Here is a 15,488-nt window from a genome sequence, read left to right on the forward strand (position 1 = left end):
CCCCGCGTTCGCCACCCCCCCAACAACCCCTTTCCGGCTTTATCCACCTACCCAAAACCCTTGCTTCCCCCCCCCCTCACAAAAACACCCCCCCCCCCCCCCCCGGCCCCCGCCCCCCCCCCCCCCCGCTTTTTTGTTGTCCGGGATATCCGTTATCAGGCGATCAGCTGGCCAAAACGGTCGACTTCATCGGCTGTCGTCGCAAAGCTGGTGACGAAGCGGTAGAGCAACTCGTCCTCGCCGATGTGGCCGTCAAAGCCATGCGGCTTGTGCCAGTCGTAGAAGGCGGCCCCCGCGGCCTGCAGCCCCTCGGCCTCGGCTTTCTTGATCACCGCGAAAACCTCGTTCGCCTGCGGCAGCCATGCCAGCTTGGCCGTGGCCGAATCCTCGATCGCGGCGGCAAGGCGTGCGGCCATAGCGTTGGCGTGGCGGGCGGTGTCCAGCCACAATCCGTCCTTGAAATAGGCTTCGAACTGCGCTGCGACGAAGCGCGATTTCGAAAACAGCTGGGCGGCGCGCTTGCGCAGGAACGCCAATTCCCTGGCACGATCGAGATCGAACAGCACGATCGCCTCGGCGCACCAGCAGCCGTTCTTGGTGCCACCGAAGGAGAGGATGTCGACGCCGCGTTTCCAGGTCATTTCGGCCGGTGTCGTGTCGAGTGCGACCAGCGCATTGGCAAAGCGGGCGCCGTCCATGTGCAGGGGCACCGAATATTGTTTGGCGATGGCCGAGATCGTCTCGATCTCATCCAGGCCGTAGATGGTGCCGACCTCGGTCGACTGGGTGATCGAAACGGCCATCGGCCGTCCCCAATGGACGATTTCCGGTGCGAAACGGCCGATGGTCCTTTCCAGATTGTGCGGATCGATCTTGCCCAGCGCGCCATCGATCTCATGCAGGCGGGAGCCGCCGGAAAAATACACCGGCGCGCCGCATTCGTCCTCGATGACATGCGATTCGCGATGAGCAAAGGAAATGCCGCCCGGCTTGTTGTAAGCGGTGAGCGCCAGCGAGTTGGCGGCCGTGCCGGTGGCGACGAAGAACACCGCGACCTCGCGTTCGAAAATCTCGCTGAAGCGCTGGTAGACTGCCCGGTCGAGCGCACCGTCGCCATAGGCGGTGGAAAAGCCGCCGGCATTGGCCGACAGGCCGGCGGCAATATTGGGATGGGCGCCTGCCCAATTGTCGGAAGCGAAGAACATGCATCTGCCTATGTCTTGGGAGGTCGGGGGTTGGGGAGATCGGGGTTTTGGGGAAATCAGCCTGAAGTTGACCGGTTTCGCGAGCGGACCGCAAGAGGCCAGGCGCCGGAAAAACAGTAAAGCCAGCCAACGGCAAAGCCCAGGCCGACGACTGAAGCTTACGTTTTTCCCGGACTTCACGACATTTTCTGTCGCCCAAAACCCAAGTTTTTTGTGAATCGGTCTTGTGCGCGCCCGGGATTTCTGCCATAAAAATTTAGGACAGTAGTGCTGTCTTATTTTGTCGCACAAAACGAGCTGGATTGGCGTATCATTTGGGCCTCTCCGGCTGTTGCCGCGAGCGACAGGTGGACAGCCAGACTCTGGCCTGTACGATTACCAGATGCGTTCCATGCGGAAAGCCGCCTGGTTCGGCAAGGATTTCGCAAGACGTGCCACAAGGATCAGGGTGAGCCAAGCGCTTGCCGAGGAAAACCAGCGCCTGAATGGCTGGGAATGGAGGACAGGAGATGACGGACATGACGCACTCTGCGACGAACGGCCAGGCCGCGCAGACGAAAGCGGCAACCGTCAAAACCATGTCCCGGACCGATATTGGCCGAACCGCCAACGGCCTTTCCGCCCAGGGCCTTTACGATCCTCGCAACGAGCATGACGCCTGCGGCGTCGGCTTCATCGTCAATATGAAGGGGGTGAAGTCGCACCAGATCGTCAAGGACGGGCTGGCTGTGCTCGAAAACCTGACGCATCGCGGCGCCGTTGGCGCCGATCCGCTGGTCGGCGATGGCGCCGGCGTGCTGGTGCAGCTTCCCGACCAATTCTTCCGTGAGGAGATGGCGGCCCAGGGCATCGACCTGCCGCCGGCCGGCCAGTACGGCGTTGGACACTGGTTCATGCCGCAAGACGTGGCCCTTCGCGCCCATATCGAGGACATCATTGCCGAATCGGCGCAATCCGAGGGGCTTCCGCTCATCGGTTTCCGTGACGTGCCCGTCGACAATTCGTCGCTGTCGAAGGCGCCTGACATCGTGGCATCCGAGCCGTTCCATCGGCAGATATTCATCGGCCGCACGCCAGACATTCCCGATGACGAGGAATACGAGGCCAGGCTCTATCTGTTGCGCAAGGTGATATCGGGCCGCATCTACGCCGAGAACGACAACAAGGACATCGGCGCCTATTGCGTGTCGCTGTCGGCGCGCACCATCGTCTACAAGGGCATGTTCCTGGCCTACCAGGTCGGCGCCTATTACAAGGACCTGATCGATCCGCGCTTCGAGACCGCGCTGATCCTCGTCCACCAGCGCTTCTCGACCAACACCTTCCCGTCTTGGAAGCTGGCGCATCCCTACCGCATGGTCGCCCACAATGGCGAGATCAACACCGTGCGCGGCAACAACAACTGGATGGCTGCGCGCCAGGCGTCGGTCGATTCCGAACTGTTCGGCAACAACATCTCGAAGCTGTGGCCGATTTCCTATGACGGCCAGTCCGACACCGCCTGCTTCGACAATGCGCTCGAGTTCCTGTTCCAGGGCGGGTACAGGCTCAGCCACGCCATGATGATGCTGATCCCGGAAGCCTGGGCCGGCAACAAGCTCATGGATGCCGATCGCAAGGCCTTCTACGAATACCATGCGGCACTGATGGAGCCGTGGGACGGGCCGGCGGCGGTGGTTTTCACCGATGGACGCCAGATCGGCGCCACGCTCGACCGCAATGGCCTGCGCCCGGCACGCTACATCGTCACCGACGACGACCGCGTCATCATGGCCTCGGAAGCCGGCGTGCTGCCGGTGCCCGAGGAGAAGATCGTCAAGAAGTGGCGGCTGCAGCCAGGCCGGATGCTGCTGATCGACCTGGAGAAGGGGCGTATCGTCTCCGACGAGGAGCTCAAGTCGGAGATCGCGACCAAGCATCCCTACAAGACCTGGCTCGCCAACACACAGCTCATCCTCGAAGATTTGAAGCCGGTCGAGCCGCGCGCGCTGCGCAAGGATGTCAGCCTGCTCGATCGCCAGCAGGCGTTCGGCTACAGCCAGGAAGACACCAAGCTTTTGATGTCGCCGATGGCGACAACAGGCCAGGAGGCGGTGGGCTCGATGGGCACCGACACGCCGATCTCGGCGATGTCGGACAAGTCGAAGCTGCTCTACACCTATTTCAAGCAGAATTTCGCCCAGGTCACCAATCCGCCGATCGACCCGATCCGCGAGGAGCTGGTGATGAGCCTGGTGTCCTTCATCGGGCCACGGCCCAACATCTTCGACCTGGTCGGCAATTCGCGCCGCAAGCGGCTTGAGGTGCGCCAGCCGATCCTGACCAATGGCGATCTCGAAAAAATCCGTTCCATCGGCCACACCGAGGACCGCTTCGACACCAAGACGATCGACATCACCTATGGCTCGGCCGAAGGGGCCGCGGGCATGCAGGGCGCCATCGACCGGTTGTGCGAGCGGGCGGAGGCGGCGGTCGCCGGCGGCTACAACATCATCATCCTGTCCGACCGCCAGGTCGGGCCGGACCGCATCGCCATACCGGCGCTGCTGGCTACGGCTGCGGTCCATCATCACCTCATCCGCAAGGGGCTGCGCACCTCGGTCGGGCTCGTCGTCGAATCCGGCGAGCCGCGCGAAGTGCATCATTTCTGCTGCCTTGCCGGCTATGGCGCCGAGGCGATCAACCCTTACCTTGCCTTCGACACGCTGCTCGACATGCACAAGCGCGGGGAACTGCCGAAGGAGGTGGACGCCTACGAAGTCGTCACGCGCTACATCAAGTCGATCGGCAAGGGCATCCTCAAGGTGATGTCCAAGATGGGCATCTCGACCTACCAGTCCTATTGCGGCGCGCAGATTTTCGACGCCATCGGCCTGAAGACCGATTTCGTGCAGCAATATTTCACCGGCACCGCGACGCTGATCGAAGGCGTCGGGCTGGACGAGATCGCGGCCGAGACGCTAAGCCGCCACAATGACGGTTTCGGCAACGACCCCGTGCTGCGCAACAGCCTCGAGGTCGGCGGCGAGTACATGTACCGCATGCGCGGCGAGGCCCATATCTGGTCGCCCGACGCTGTCGCCACCTTGCAGCACGCCGTGCGCCAGGGATCGTGGGAAACGTTCAAGGACTATTCCGCCCAGATCGACAGCGAGACGGCCCGCGCCCAGACCATTCGCGGCCTGTTCAAGATCAAGCTGGCCGGAGAAACCGGCCGCAAGAAAGCGGCGCTCGACGACGTCATGTCAGCGGCCGACATCGTCAAGCGGTTCTCGACCGGGGCGATGTCGTTCGGTTCGATCTCGCGCGAAGCGCACACGACGCTGGCGCGCGCGATGAACCAGATCGGCGGCAAGTCGAACACCGGCGAGGGCGGCGAAGAGGCCGACCGCTATCTGCCGCTGCCCGGCGGCGGCAAGAACCCCGAACGCTCGGCGATCAAGCAGATCGCCTCGGGGCGTTTCGGCGTCACGGCCGAATACCTCGTCAATTCCGACATGATGCAGATCAAGGTGGCGCAGGGCGCCAAGCCCGGCGAGGGCGGCCAGTTGCCCGGCCACAAGGTCGACGCGACCATCGCCAAGGTCCGGCATTCGACGCCGGGCGTCGGCCTGATCTCGCCGCCGCCGCATCACGACATTTATTCGATCGAGGATCTGGCACAGCTGATCTACGATCTGAAGAACGTCAATCCGGCGGCCGACGTGTCGGTCAAGCTGGTGTCGGAAGTCGGCGTCGGCACGGTTGCGGCGGGCGTTGCCAAGGCACGCGCCGACCACATCACCATTTCGGGCTATGACGGCGGCACGGGCGCCTCGCCGCTGACCTCGCTCAAGCATGCCGGCAGCCCTTGGGAAATGGGCCTTGCCGAGACGCACCAGACGCTGGTGCTGAACGGCTTGCGGTCGCGCGTCGCGCTGCAGGTCGACGGCGGCTTGCGCACCGGGCGCGACGTGATCATCGGCGCGCTGCTCGGCGCCGATGAATTCGGCTTCTCGACCGCGCCGTTGATCGCGGCCGGCTGCATCATGATGCGCAAGTGCCATCTCAACACCTGCCCGGTCGGCGTCGCGACGCAGGATCCGGTGCTGCGCAAGCGCTTCAAGGGCACGCCCGAGCATGTCATCAACTTCTTCTTCTATGTCGCGGAAGAGGTGAGGGAGCTGCTCGCCGAGATGGGCTACACCCATCTCGACCAGATCATCGGCGACACCGATCTTCTGGAGAAGCGCGACCTGATCGTGCACTGGAAGGCACGCGGGCTCGATTTCTCGAAGATGTTCTTCAAGCCGGATGCGCCGCATGAGGCGGTGCACTGGACCGAGCGGCAGAAGCACCCGATCGACGACGTGCTCGACCGCAAGCTGATCGAGTTGGCCAAGCCGGCGCTTGAGAGCAAGCTGCCGGTCAAGATCGAGGTCGACATCCGCAATGTCGACCGCTCGACGGGCGCCATGCTGTCGGGTGAAGTGGCCAAGCGCTTCAAGCACAAAGGCCTGCGCGAGGATACGATCCAGGTGAAGCTGACCGGCACCGCCGGCCAGTCCTTCGGCGCCTTCCTGGCGCGCGGCATCTCGTTCGAGCTTGTCGGCGCCGGCAACGACTATGTCGGCAAGGGCCTGTCGGGCGGACGCATCATCATCCGGCCGCCCGAAGAGGCCAAGATCGTCGCGGCCGAATCCATCATCGTCGGCAATACCGTGCTCTATGGCGCGACCGAGGGCGAGGCCTACTTCGCCGGCGTCGCAGGCGAGCGTTTCGCCGTGCGCAATTCGGGCGTCGCCGCCGTCGTCGAAGGCGTCGGCGACCATGGCTGCGAGTACATGACCGGCGGCATCGTCGTCGTCATCGGCCAGACCGGCCGCAACTTCGCCGCCGGCATGTCTGGCGGCGTCGCCTATGTGCTCGATGAGGCGGGTGATTTCGCCGAGCGCTGCAACATGGCGATGGTCGAGCTGGAGCCGGTTCCGGAAGAAGACGATCTGATGGAAAGGCTGCTGCACCATGGCGGCGACCTCGATCACAAGGGCCGCGTCGACGTCTCCGGCGACATGACCAGCCATGACGAGGAGCGGCTCTACCAGCTGATCTCGAACCATGTGCACTACACCGGCTCGGTGCGTGGTCGCGAGATCCTTGACGACTGGACGACATTCCGGCCGAAATTCCGCAAGATCATGCCGGTCGAATACCGCCGCGCGCTGATCGAGATGGAACGCATGCGCATGGGCGTGGCGGCGGAATAGATTTGGAATTTGCCGGGAGGCCCAGGTTTCCCGGCCCATCTTCATCGATAGTTTGACCTCGTGCGAAAGGTTGCCATGGCTGCCTCAAGGGGTTAACGGGTGCGGCGAAAACCGTACCATCTGGACAGCAGGAACTGGACTATGGGCAAGGTAACAGGCTTTCTCGAAATCGACCGGCAGGTGCACAAGTACCAGCCGGCCTCCGATCGCATCCGGCATTTCCGCGAATTCACGCTGCCGATGTCGGACAAGGAGGTCGAGAAACAGGCCGCGCGCTGCATGGATTGTGGCATTCCGTTCTGCCACGGGCCGACCGGCTGCCCCATCCACAACCAGATCCCAGACTGGAACGACCTCGTCTACAATGGCGACTGGGACAACGCGATCCGCAACCTGCATTCGACCAACAATTTCCCGGAGTTCACCGGCCGCATCTGCCCCGCGCCCTGCGAGGAAGCCTGCACGCTGAACCTCGAGGACATTCCCGTCGCCATCAAGACGGTCGAGCAGGCGATCGCCGACAAGGCCTATGAAACCGGCCATATCAGGCCTTATCCGCCGGAGAAGAAGACCGGCAAGCGCGTCGCCGTCATCGGTTCCGGTCCGGCCGGTATGGCGGCTGCCCAGCAGCTTGGCCGCGCCGGCCATGACGTCCACGTGTATGAGCGCGAGAGCCGGCCCGGCGGGCTGATGCGCTACGGCATTCCCGACTTCAAGATCGAGAAGCACTACATCGACCGGCGCATCGAGCAGATGCAGGGTGAGGGCGTGACATTCCATTGCGGCGTCAATGTCGGCGTCGACAAGTCGGTTGCCGAGCTGCTCGCCGAACATGATGCCGTGCTCTATTGCGGCGGCTCGGAAACGCCGCGCGCGGCCGGCATTCCCGGCGACGATCTCGGCGGCGTGCATGACGCGATGCCCTATCTGGTGCAGCAGAACAGGCGAGTCGGCGGCGAACCGATTCAGTCGGTGGCGTGGCCGTCGCATCCGATCATCGCCGGCGGCCAGCATGTGGTCGTCGTCGGCGGCGGCGATACAGCGTCCGACTGTGTCGGCACGGCCTTCCGCCAGGGCGCCGTGCGTGTCACCCAGCTCGACATCCGCCCGCAGCCGCCGGAGAAGGAAGACAAACTTTCGGTCTGGCCCTACTGGGCGACCAAGATGCGCACCTCGTCCTCGCAGGCCGAAGGCGCGGAGCGCGAATTCCAGGTGGCGACGCTCGAATTCATCGGCGAGGAAGGCCAGCTGACCGGCGTCAAGTGCTGCGAGGTCGATGACAAGCGCAAGCCGATCGCCGGTACCGAATTCGTCATTCGTGCCGATCTCGCTTTCATCGCCATCGGCTTTGCCGGGCCGGCCGCGGCCGGTGTGGCGAGGGAATTGGACGGGCAGATGAAGATCGCCACCGACAGCCGCCGTTCCAGGAATGTCGAGGCCAATGACCGCGACTACAGGACCAGCGTGGACAGGCTCTATGCGGCCGGCGACGTGCGTCGTGGCCAGTCGCTGGTCGTCTGGGCAATCCGCGAGGGCCGCCAGGCGGCACGCTCGATCGACGAGGCGTTGGTGGGGTCGAGCGTCCTCCCGCGCTGAGCCTTTGGAAACTCTACTCCTGCGGCCATCTGAAGGCGTTTTCTGCGCTTCCGGTGCTTGCGTACTCAAATGTACGCTCCGCTCCGGTTCTCGCAAACACCATCATATGACTCGCAGGAGCGAGTTTCGAAACGGCCTTGGAGTAGCTCTGCGATACTAACGATTGATCGCGGTCGTGGTGTCGGTTGCGGCCGCGGCTTTCGGCGGCCATGAGAAATCGTCGGCGCGGCCGGGCGATGCAATCGGTGCCTTGCCCTCGACCACAAGCTTTTCACCGGGCAGGTCCGGATTTGCCTTCGCCGGCGGTGCCGCGCCCAGCAGTTCGGAGCCACCGTCGAGTGCCGGATCGCTGAGCAGCATCGGCGCGGTGCGGTCGATGACGATGGGGGCCGCGGCCGGCGCCGGCGCCTCGACAGGGGCGCCCGCCGGAGCGGACGGCGTAACCACGCTTCCAGGCGCGGTCAGGCCGAGGATCTTCAGCAGCGGTTTTTCGGTGTAGAAGGCGAGCTTGCGCTTGCCCGCCCTCGAGACGTTGATGCCGTCATCGGCGCGCAGCCGCACCGGCTGGCCGTTGATGTCGGGGCCGCTGGTGACGAAAGCACCGTTCTCATCGACGAAGCCGTCCCAGACGTCGACGAATTCACCGCCATGGCTTTCAGCGGCCTGATGGTAGATGTCGTTGAAGGCCAGCATGTCGGAGGTCATCTTCGGCACCCGGAACGCCGGCATGCCGACCCATAGGAAAGGTACCTTTGCCTCCGCCATAGCTTTGCCGAACGCCTCGGTCCGGCGCTCATATTCCTTGGTCCAGGTTTCAGAGCGGGGTTGTTCGCGCACGTCACCCACCTTCATCTGCTGGCGGTCGTTGGAACCCAGCATGACGATCACGGCGGCAGGTTTTTCGGTCTCGATCAGCGATTTGATCTGTTCGGGCCAGTTGTAGAAGTCGTCGCGTACGAAGCCGGACGAGCCATTGCTGCGAACGACGATCCTGACGCCGGTATTCTCGGCAAAGGCGGTGTCGAGGCCTTCGGCGAGGCCGGCCGCCATGAAGTCGCCGACCACCAGGACGGTGCGGGCGTCCGGTGCCTTGTCGACCACCGGGATTTCCGGTTCCGCGGGCGGGCGAGGGGCGCGGGGTTTTTTCGCCTTGGGCCTGGGCCTCGGCTTCTGGATGTCCTGCGGCGGCTCGATGCGCTCGCTGCGGCGCGGAAACAGAAGGTCGCGCAACGACCAGCCGCGGTTTTGCTGCTCCTGCGCCATGGCGGGCGCATGAAAGGCGCCAGCCACACCGACGGTGAGCACGATCACGGCCAGGATGAGCACCGGCATGCGACGAACAAGCCCTGCGATGCGCGCAGCCGAAGCCAATCGTTTCCTCCATCCCTTGGCGCAGCCCTTTTTGAAAAGTCGTACGTTTCAAACGGACTTTGCGCCAACCAGATTGCTACAGCGTCCTTTGCGCGGCCGGAAGGCCGCGCGGCACCGCAGGCGGCTCTATTTCTGCCGGAGCCACTTCAGCACTTCCATGCTCGGGTAACCGTCCTGGGTCAAGCCGGCCTTGGCCTGGAAGGCCAAGATGGCTGATTTCGAGCCGTCGCCGATCTTGCCGTCGAACTTGCCGTCATAAAGGCCATGTTGGGAAAGCCGCTGCTGCAGCTCCTGCCTTTCCTCGAAAGTGAGCTTGGTGAAAGGCCGCTTCCAGTCCTGCACGAGACCGCTGGAGCCGGCGATTTCGTCGGCAAGAAGGCCGACGGCCAGCGCATATTTGTCGGCGTTATTGTAGGCTTTGATGACCGTGAAATTCTTGATCATCAGGAAGGCCGGCCCGTTGCGGCCGTCCGGCACCTTCAGCGTCGCCTTGTCGGAGCCGTTCTTGAACGGCTTGCCATTGGCCCTGACCACGCCGAGCGCCTGCCACTGCGACAGCGTCTTGGAACCGCCGGGAAGTTTGCCGGCCGGCAAGGCAACCTCGTAGCCCCAGGTTTTGCCGGCCTGCCAGCCATTCTTCTTCAACAGATTGGCTGATGTCGCCAGCGCATCGGGAATCGAATTCCAGATGTCGCGTTTGCCGTTGCCGTCTATGTCGACGGCATAGTGGAGATAGCTGGTCGGGATGAACTGGGTATGGCCCATGGCGCCGGCCCAGGATCCGCTCAGATGGCTTTCGTCGATATCGCCGGTCTGCAGGATCTTCAGCGCGGCGATCAGCTGGGTGCGGGCGAATTTCGCCCGCTTGGGATCGGCATAGGCTAAGGTCGCCAGCGAGCGCACGACGTTGCGCATGATGTCGTCGCGCTTGAGGATCTCGCCATAGTTCGATTCCATCGACCAGATGGCCAGCAGGATGTAGCGGTTGACACCGAACCTGGCCTCGATCCGGTCCAGCCACGGCTTCCATTTCCTGGCCATCTGCTGGCCGACGGCGACCGACTGGTCATGGACGCGGTTGTCGAAATAGTCCCAGGCAGGGGCCGTGAATTCAGGCTGCGTACGCGCCTTTTCCAGCACCACCGGATCTATATCCCTGATGTTCCTGAAGGCCTGGTCGTAGAGGGCGCCGGAAACGCCGCTCTGCACGGCGGTGGCGCGGAAGCCGGCGACCCACTGCCGGAAACCGGCATCGGCGAAAGCGGGGCCAGGCATCAGCAGAGCGAGCGATAGGCTGGCTGCCGCTATGACGCTGGTAAAACGTTTTGCGGCATTGCGAACGGACATCTTTTCCTCCTTCTCTGTCTCAGGAAAGACCATTCATCGCCGAACCAGGTTAGGAATTAGTTTACCATAGGCGCCACCGGGAACGAAAAGACGCTTCGAAGCTTTACCGGTGGACATTCCTCTTAGTTGCCCAGTAGTCCCCAATTCCGGCGTGAAAATGTCTTGGAACGGGGATTGCGGAGCTGGCCCTCAAACGGATAATTGAAAGCATGAAGAGAGTTCGCAAGGCAGTCTTCCCGGTCGCCGGTCTCGGCACACGGTTTCTCCCGGCCACCAAGGCTGTCCCCAAGGAAATGCTGACCGTCGTCGACCGGCCGGTGATCCAGTATGTGGTGGATGAGGCGCGCGAGGCCGGCATCGAGCATTTCATCTTCGTCACCGGCCGCAACAAGGCCGTCATCGAGGACCATTTCGACATCCAGTTCGAACTCTATGACACGCTGGCCCAGCGCGGCAAAGACGACCAGCTCGCCCGCCTGCAACGGCTGCAGCCGGCGCCGGGGCAGACCAGTTTCACACGCCAGCAGGTACCGATGGGACTTGGTCACGCCGTCTGGTGCGCCCGCGAGCTCGTCGGCGACGAGCCCTTCGCGCTTTTGCTGCCCGACATGATCATGCAGTCGGAGAAGAGCTGCACGAAGGCAATGGTCGAGCTCTACGAGGAGACCGGCAACAACATCATCGCGGTGCAGGAATGCGCTCCCGCCGAAACCCACAAATACGGCATCGTCGGCCGTGGCGAGGACACGCATCACGGTTTCCGCATCACCGAGATGGTGGAAAAGCCGAAGGCCGGCACCGCGCCGTCCAACCTTTACATCAACGGCCGCTACATCTTGCAGCCGGAGATATTCAAGATCCTCGAAGGCCAGGAAAAAGGCGCCGGCAACGAGATCCAGCTCACCGACGCCATGCTGAAGCTGGAAAAGCAGCAGCCTTTCTACGGCTACCACTATCGGGGCCGCACGTTCGACTGCGGATCGCCGGAAGGCTTCGTCGAGGCCAACGTCGCCTTCGCGCTGTGGCGCAGCGACATGAACGAGAACATGGCTGGCGTCATCCGCACGCTTCTCGACGAGCTGAAGCCGTCTGAGCGCCGCGGCGCTGCGTTTTAAGGTATTATAGCGAGCGGCCGGATGTCGTTGGTGCGGCCGTTCAGCGCTGCACCTTCACGCCGAGGAAGATGCTGTTGGCGGTGTAGTCCCGGCCCGGCAGATTGCTGGTCAGCTTCTCGGTCCTCACTCTTGTGGTCAGGCCGGCGTAGCGGTTCAACCACCAGGTCAGTCCGGCCTCGGCGCTCAACACCCTGTCATGGCCGTCGATGCCGATGTAATCACGCCAGTCGAGGCCCAGAGCCGCATTGGCGGTGAGGTTGGCGCGAATCTGGCGCTCGCCGGTCAGGCGACCGGAATAGAGGATGTCGCCGCTTTCGCCCGATGTGGTCGTGGGCTCGACGGTGGTCCGCCCGGTCAGGCCGATCGTTGTGCCGCGCTCGGGTGACCATTTGAGGTCGGCGTTGACGGTGGCACCAGAGATCGCATCAAGGTTTTTGTCGTCGATCGCTTCCCTGAGCCAGCCGGCCGAGAATTCACCCGACAGCTTCTCACCCATATCGAGTGCAAGGCCAGCGCGGGCGCCGAGCCGCGTCGACGAGCGCTCGAAGCCTTCATTGTCGATGCGTTGATCATAAGTCCGGCGGCCGACCTCGATTTCGGTGAAAGGGGTCAGGGCAGGGGAGATCTCGTAGCCGGTGCGCAACGTCGCCGTGTAGAGCGTGGAGTCCTGATCCTTCTGCGACAGCGAGGTGCCGTCCGAGAGCTTGGCGTCGCCGTAGAAGTCATGCGAGACCGCGCCGGTCAACGTGTACTGCATCTTGCCGAGATGCTTTTCGACGGCGAGGCTGCCATCGATGGTCTGCCGCAGCGGCTGCTTGCTGACGCCCGCGATGGCGTCCGGCGATGATGCCGATTCCGGCACGGCCTCGTAGCCGAGCTTGGCGATGGCGCGCAACTCATTGTCGAGGTCGACATTGAGCTGGCCTTCGATGCGCCCTTGCTCGTCGTGAACCGGGTAACCCGAGACAGTCTCGCGAAAAAGGCCATAGCCGTCGATCGTGGCTGAGTTCTCGCGCCAGTCGGAGGCGGCGGAAAAGCGCAGCGCCGTCTCGGACAGCAGCGCCGACTTGCCGGCACTGCTCGAATCGCCGTTCGATGTGGCGGTCAGGCCCTGTTCGATCGTCGGCCGGATGACGAAGGAACCCCATTTGACGCCGGTGGCAGCAAACGGATCATCCTCCGGTTTTTTCTTCTGGCCTTCGATGGCGTCCGTGCGCTCCGCGCCTGGGTCGAGCTTCTGCCTGTCGGCACTGTCGATGGTGAGGGCGCGGCGGTTGGCCGTGCCCGCATCGGTCTCTTCACCATCGGCAGCGTCCGTCGTGGAGGCCGTCGTGGAAGCGGTGATGTCGGAGGCGCCGGCCGTCGATTTCTTCTTCTTTTTCGATTTGTCGGCAGCCTTGTCCTTGGCCTGGTCAGCCGCATTCTGCCTGACGGTCGATGAGCGGCGGCGAGGCTTGGGCGGCGCCGCAGTGTCGGCGGCCGTGTCGTCGGTGGCTGACGCCGGGTCGAAGAGGCTGCCGGTCGCGTTGGCGTCGCCAGTGTCGGCGTCGTCAGGCACGGCACCGGCGCTGGCCGGCAGATAGGTGCGGGCCGGCGCATTGGCCTGCGCTGCATTGGCCGGCTGTTGACCCTGCGCTGCCAGGGCCAGCTGTCTCGCCTTGCGCTGCTGGTCGGACAGGATCGCCGATTCCGAAACCTCGCCGCGCAGTTCGGTTTCCTGAGCATGGAGCGCCGCCGGGCGCAGCAAGGCAAACATGCTGGTTGCCAGCAGCAAGGCGCAGACCGCCTTGCCCCCACGTCCTGTCGAATTTTCTGGCTGGGCCCCGGACATCGCCACCACTGCTTGCGCGGCGCACGCGCGCCATACTTACCGAACCGTAAATGGGGATGGTTAACGGAGAGTTGAGGCGGCGGCCCGTCAGCCGCCTGAAGCGCTGATTTCCAAAGGGAATCATACCGCGTGCGTCAAGCTTTTGGTTTTCGCCTCTACCGTCGTCAAAAACCACCGCACACGTTCGGGCAACATGCCTTGGGCCATTTCTGTTGGACAGCGCGCCGGCAAAGCGCTAATCGCATCAGCCATGCATGCGGGATCCATGGATAAGAAACCTTCGGACAGGCAAGCCTCGATCGCTTCGGCGCTGAGGACGGTGGCGACAGAACAGGCTGGGGTTGCAGCCCTTGCCGAGGCCTTGGAGAACGGATTGGCCGCGCCTTTCGCGCAGGCGGTCGAGATGATCTCTGGGATTGAAGGCCGGCTCATCGTCACCGGTGTCGGCAAAAGCGGCCATATCGGTTCGAAGATCGCGGCGACGCTGGCCTCCACCGGCACGCCGGCTTTCTTTGTCCATCCCGCAGAAGCCAACCACGGCGATCTCGGCATGATCGCCAGGGACGACGCCATCATCGCCATGTCGTGGTCGGGCGAGAGCAAGGAACTGATGGGCATCGTCGCCTATTCCAGGCGCTTTTCCATTCCGCTGATCGCCATCACAGCCGGAGAGACATCGGCGCTGGCGCGGGCGGCGGACGTGGTGCTGCTTTTGCCGCGCGCTCCGGAAGCCTGCCCGCACGGCCTGGCGCCAACGACATCGACGCTGCTGCAACTGGTGATGGGCGACGCGCTGGCGATCGCGCTGCTCGAAGCACGCGGCTTCACGCCGGATCATTTCCGCACCTTTCACCCGGGCGGCCAGCTCGGCGCCAACCTGACGCAGATCCGCGAGATCATGCATGTCGGCGACAGGCTGCCGCTGGTGGTTGCGGGCACCGGCATGCATGACGCGATCCTGGAATTGTCGCGCAAGGGATTTGGCTGCGTCGCGATCAGCGACGCAGACGGTGCGCTGGTCGGCATCATCACCGATGGCGACATCCGCCGTCACATCGGCAGCAATCTGCTGGCGATGACGGTGGATCAGGTGATGACAAAAGGCCCGAAGACCGCGACGCCGGACACGCTGGTGGCAACGGCGCTGCAAACGATCAACAATTCAGCCATCACCAGCCTGATGGTGGTGGAGGGCCGGAAACCAGTCGGCCTCATCCACCTGCACGACCTGCTGCGCATCGGCGCCGCCTAAGGGTGTGCTGATATTCAGGTGATGCCGGCCTGACCTGAATCTGCGCGCTCGTTCAGACCGCCTCGACGGTCAGTTCCAGATCCGTATCGGCCGCACCCGTTACGCGCACTTGCGTGCCGGCCGGCAAATCCGGCCCGGAGACACGCCACAGCGTATCGCCCAGCTTGATGCGGCCGCGTCCGTCCCGGATCGGCTCGGCAAGTGTCGCCATCCTGCCGACCATTTGCGCGCCGCGCCGGTTGAGCAGCGGCTGGTCGGTCGGGTCGTTGCGGCTGCCGACCAGCTTTTTGCCGACATAGGCCGAGACCAGCGACAGCGCCAGGAAGGCGAGGACCTGAACCTGCCAGGTCCAGAAGCCGGCGTCCCAGATCAGCAGCGACACGGCGCCGATGATCAGCGCGGCGATGCCGATCCACAGCATGAAGATACCCGGTGCGATGATTTCCATCACCAGCAGGACGAAACCGAGTACCATCCAGTTCCACGGGCCGAGTTCGGAAACGATGCGGTCGATCATTGGTTTCG

At 63.5% G+C, this 15,488-nt stretch carries 9 protein-coding genes; 4 read left to right on the forward strand and 5 right to left on the reverse strand.

Going from position 1 to position 15,488, the window contains the following annotated elements:
* Window positions 1-155: 155 nt before the first annotated feature.
* Window positions 156-1,205, reverse strand: coding sequence for a threonine aldolase family protein (locus tag NKJ11_RS29525; protein ID WP_128303127.1), 1,050 nt, complete (start codon window positions 1,203-1,205; stop codon window positions 156-158).
* 509 nt (window positions 1,206-1,714) lie between these two features.
* On the opposite strand from NKJ11_RS29525, the gene gltB reads away from it, so the two are divergent.
* Together gltB and NKJ11_RS29535 are read left to right on the forward strand one after the other, a co-directional pair.
* The gene (gltB, locus tag NKJ11_RS29530; protein ID WP_352794848.1) at window positions 1,715-6,451 is read left to right on the forward strand and encodes a glutamate synthase large subunit; all 4,737 of its coding nucleotides are present in this window, start codon (window positions 1,715-1,717) and stop codon (window positions 6,449-6,451) included.
* Window positions 6,452-6,592: 141 nt separating this feature from the next.
* Complete coding sequence (locus tag NKJ11_RS29535) at window positions 6,593-8,047, forward strand: glutamate synthase subunit beta (protein ID WP_352632041.1); 1,455 nt, start codon at window positions 6,593-6,595, stop codon at window positions 8,045-8,047.
* 156 nt (window positions 8,048-8,203) lie between these two features.
* On the opposite strand, the gene NKJ11_RS29540 is transcribed toward NKJ11_RS29535, so the two are convergent.
* Window positions 8,204-9,418 (reverse strand): SGNH/GDSL hydrolase family protein, encoded by a 1,215-nt coding sequence (locus NKJ11_RS29540; protein ID WP_352794849.1) that lies wholly within the window; start codon window positions 9,416-9,418, stop codon window positions 8,204-8,206.
* Window positions 9,419-9,544: 126 nt separating this feature from the next.
* The gene (locus tag NKJ11_RS29545) at window positions 9,545-10,765 is read right to left on the reverse strand and encodes a lytic murein transglycosylase (protein ID WP_352794850.1); all 1,221 of its coding nucleotides are present in this window, start codon (window positions 10,763-10,765) and stop codon (window positions 9,545-9,547) included.
* A 209-nt stretch (window positions 10,766-10,974) separates the two neighbouring features.
* Between NKJ11_RS29545 and galU the strand changes: the two genes are divergently transcribed.
* The gene (gene galU, locus NKJ11_RS29550) at window positions 10,975-11,880 is read left to right on the forward strand and encodes a UTP--glucose-1-phosphate uridylyltransferase GalU (RefSeq protein WP_352610320.1); all 906 of its coding nucleotides are present in this window, start codon (window positions 10,975-10,977) and stop codon (window positions 11,878-11,880) included.
* Window positions 11,881-11,920: 40 nt separating this feature from the next.
* Here the strand turns inward: galU and NKJ11_RS29555 are convergent, their stop codons facing one another.
* Window positions 11,921-13,711 carry an outer membrane beta-barrel protein gene (locus tag NKJ11_RS29555; protein ID WP_164892875.1) on the reverse strand — a complete coding sequence of 597 codons (1,791 nt, stop codon included), beginning with the start codon at window positions 13,709-13,711 and terminating at the stop codon, window positions 11,921-11,923.
* Window positions 13,712-13,961: 250 nt separating this feature from the next.
* On the opposite strand from NKJ11_RS29555, the gene NKJ11_RS29560 reads away from it, so the two are divergent.
* On the forward strand, window positions 13,962-14,963 hold the full coding sequence (locus NKJ11_RS29560) for a KpsF/GutQ family sugar-phosphate isomerase (protein ID WP_128303120.1): 1,002 nt from the start codon (window positions 13,962-13,964) through the stop codon (window positions 14,961-14,963).
* 52 nt (window positions 14,964-15,015) lie between these two features.
* On the opposite strand, the gene NKJ11_RS29565 is transcribed toward NKJ11_RS29560, so the two are convergent.
* Complete coding sequence (locus NKJ11_RS29565) at window positions 15,016-15,480, reverse strand: NfeD family protein (protein WP_023810067.1); 465 nt, start codon at window positions 15,478-15,480, stop codon at window positions 15,016-15,018.
* Window positions 15,481-15,488 lie beyond the last annotated feature (8 nt).

It is taken from the genome of Mesorhizobium sp. M0243 (genome assembly GCF_040321775.1).
Taxonomy (GTDB): Bacteria; Pseudomonadota; Alphaproteobacteria; order Rhizobiales; family Rhizobiaceae; genus Mesorhizobium.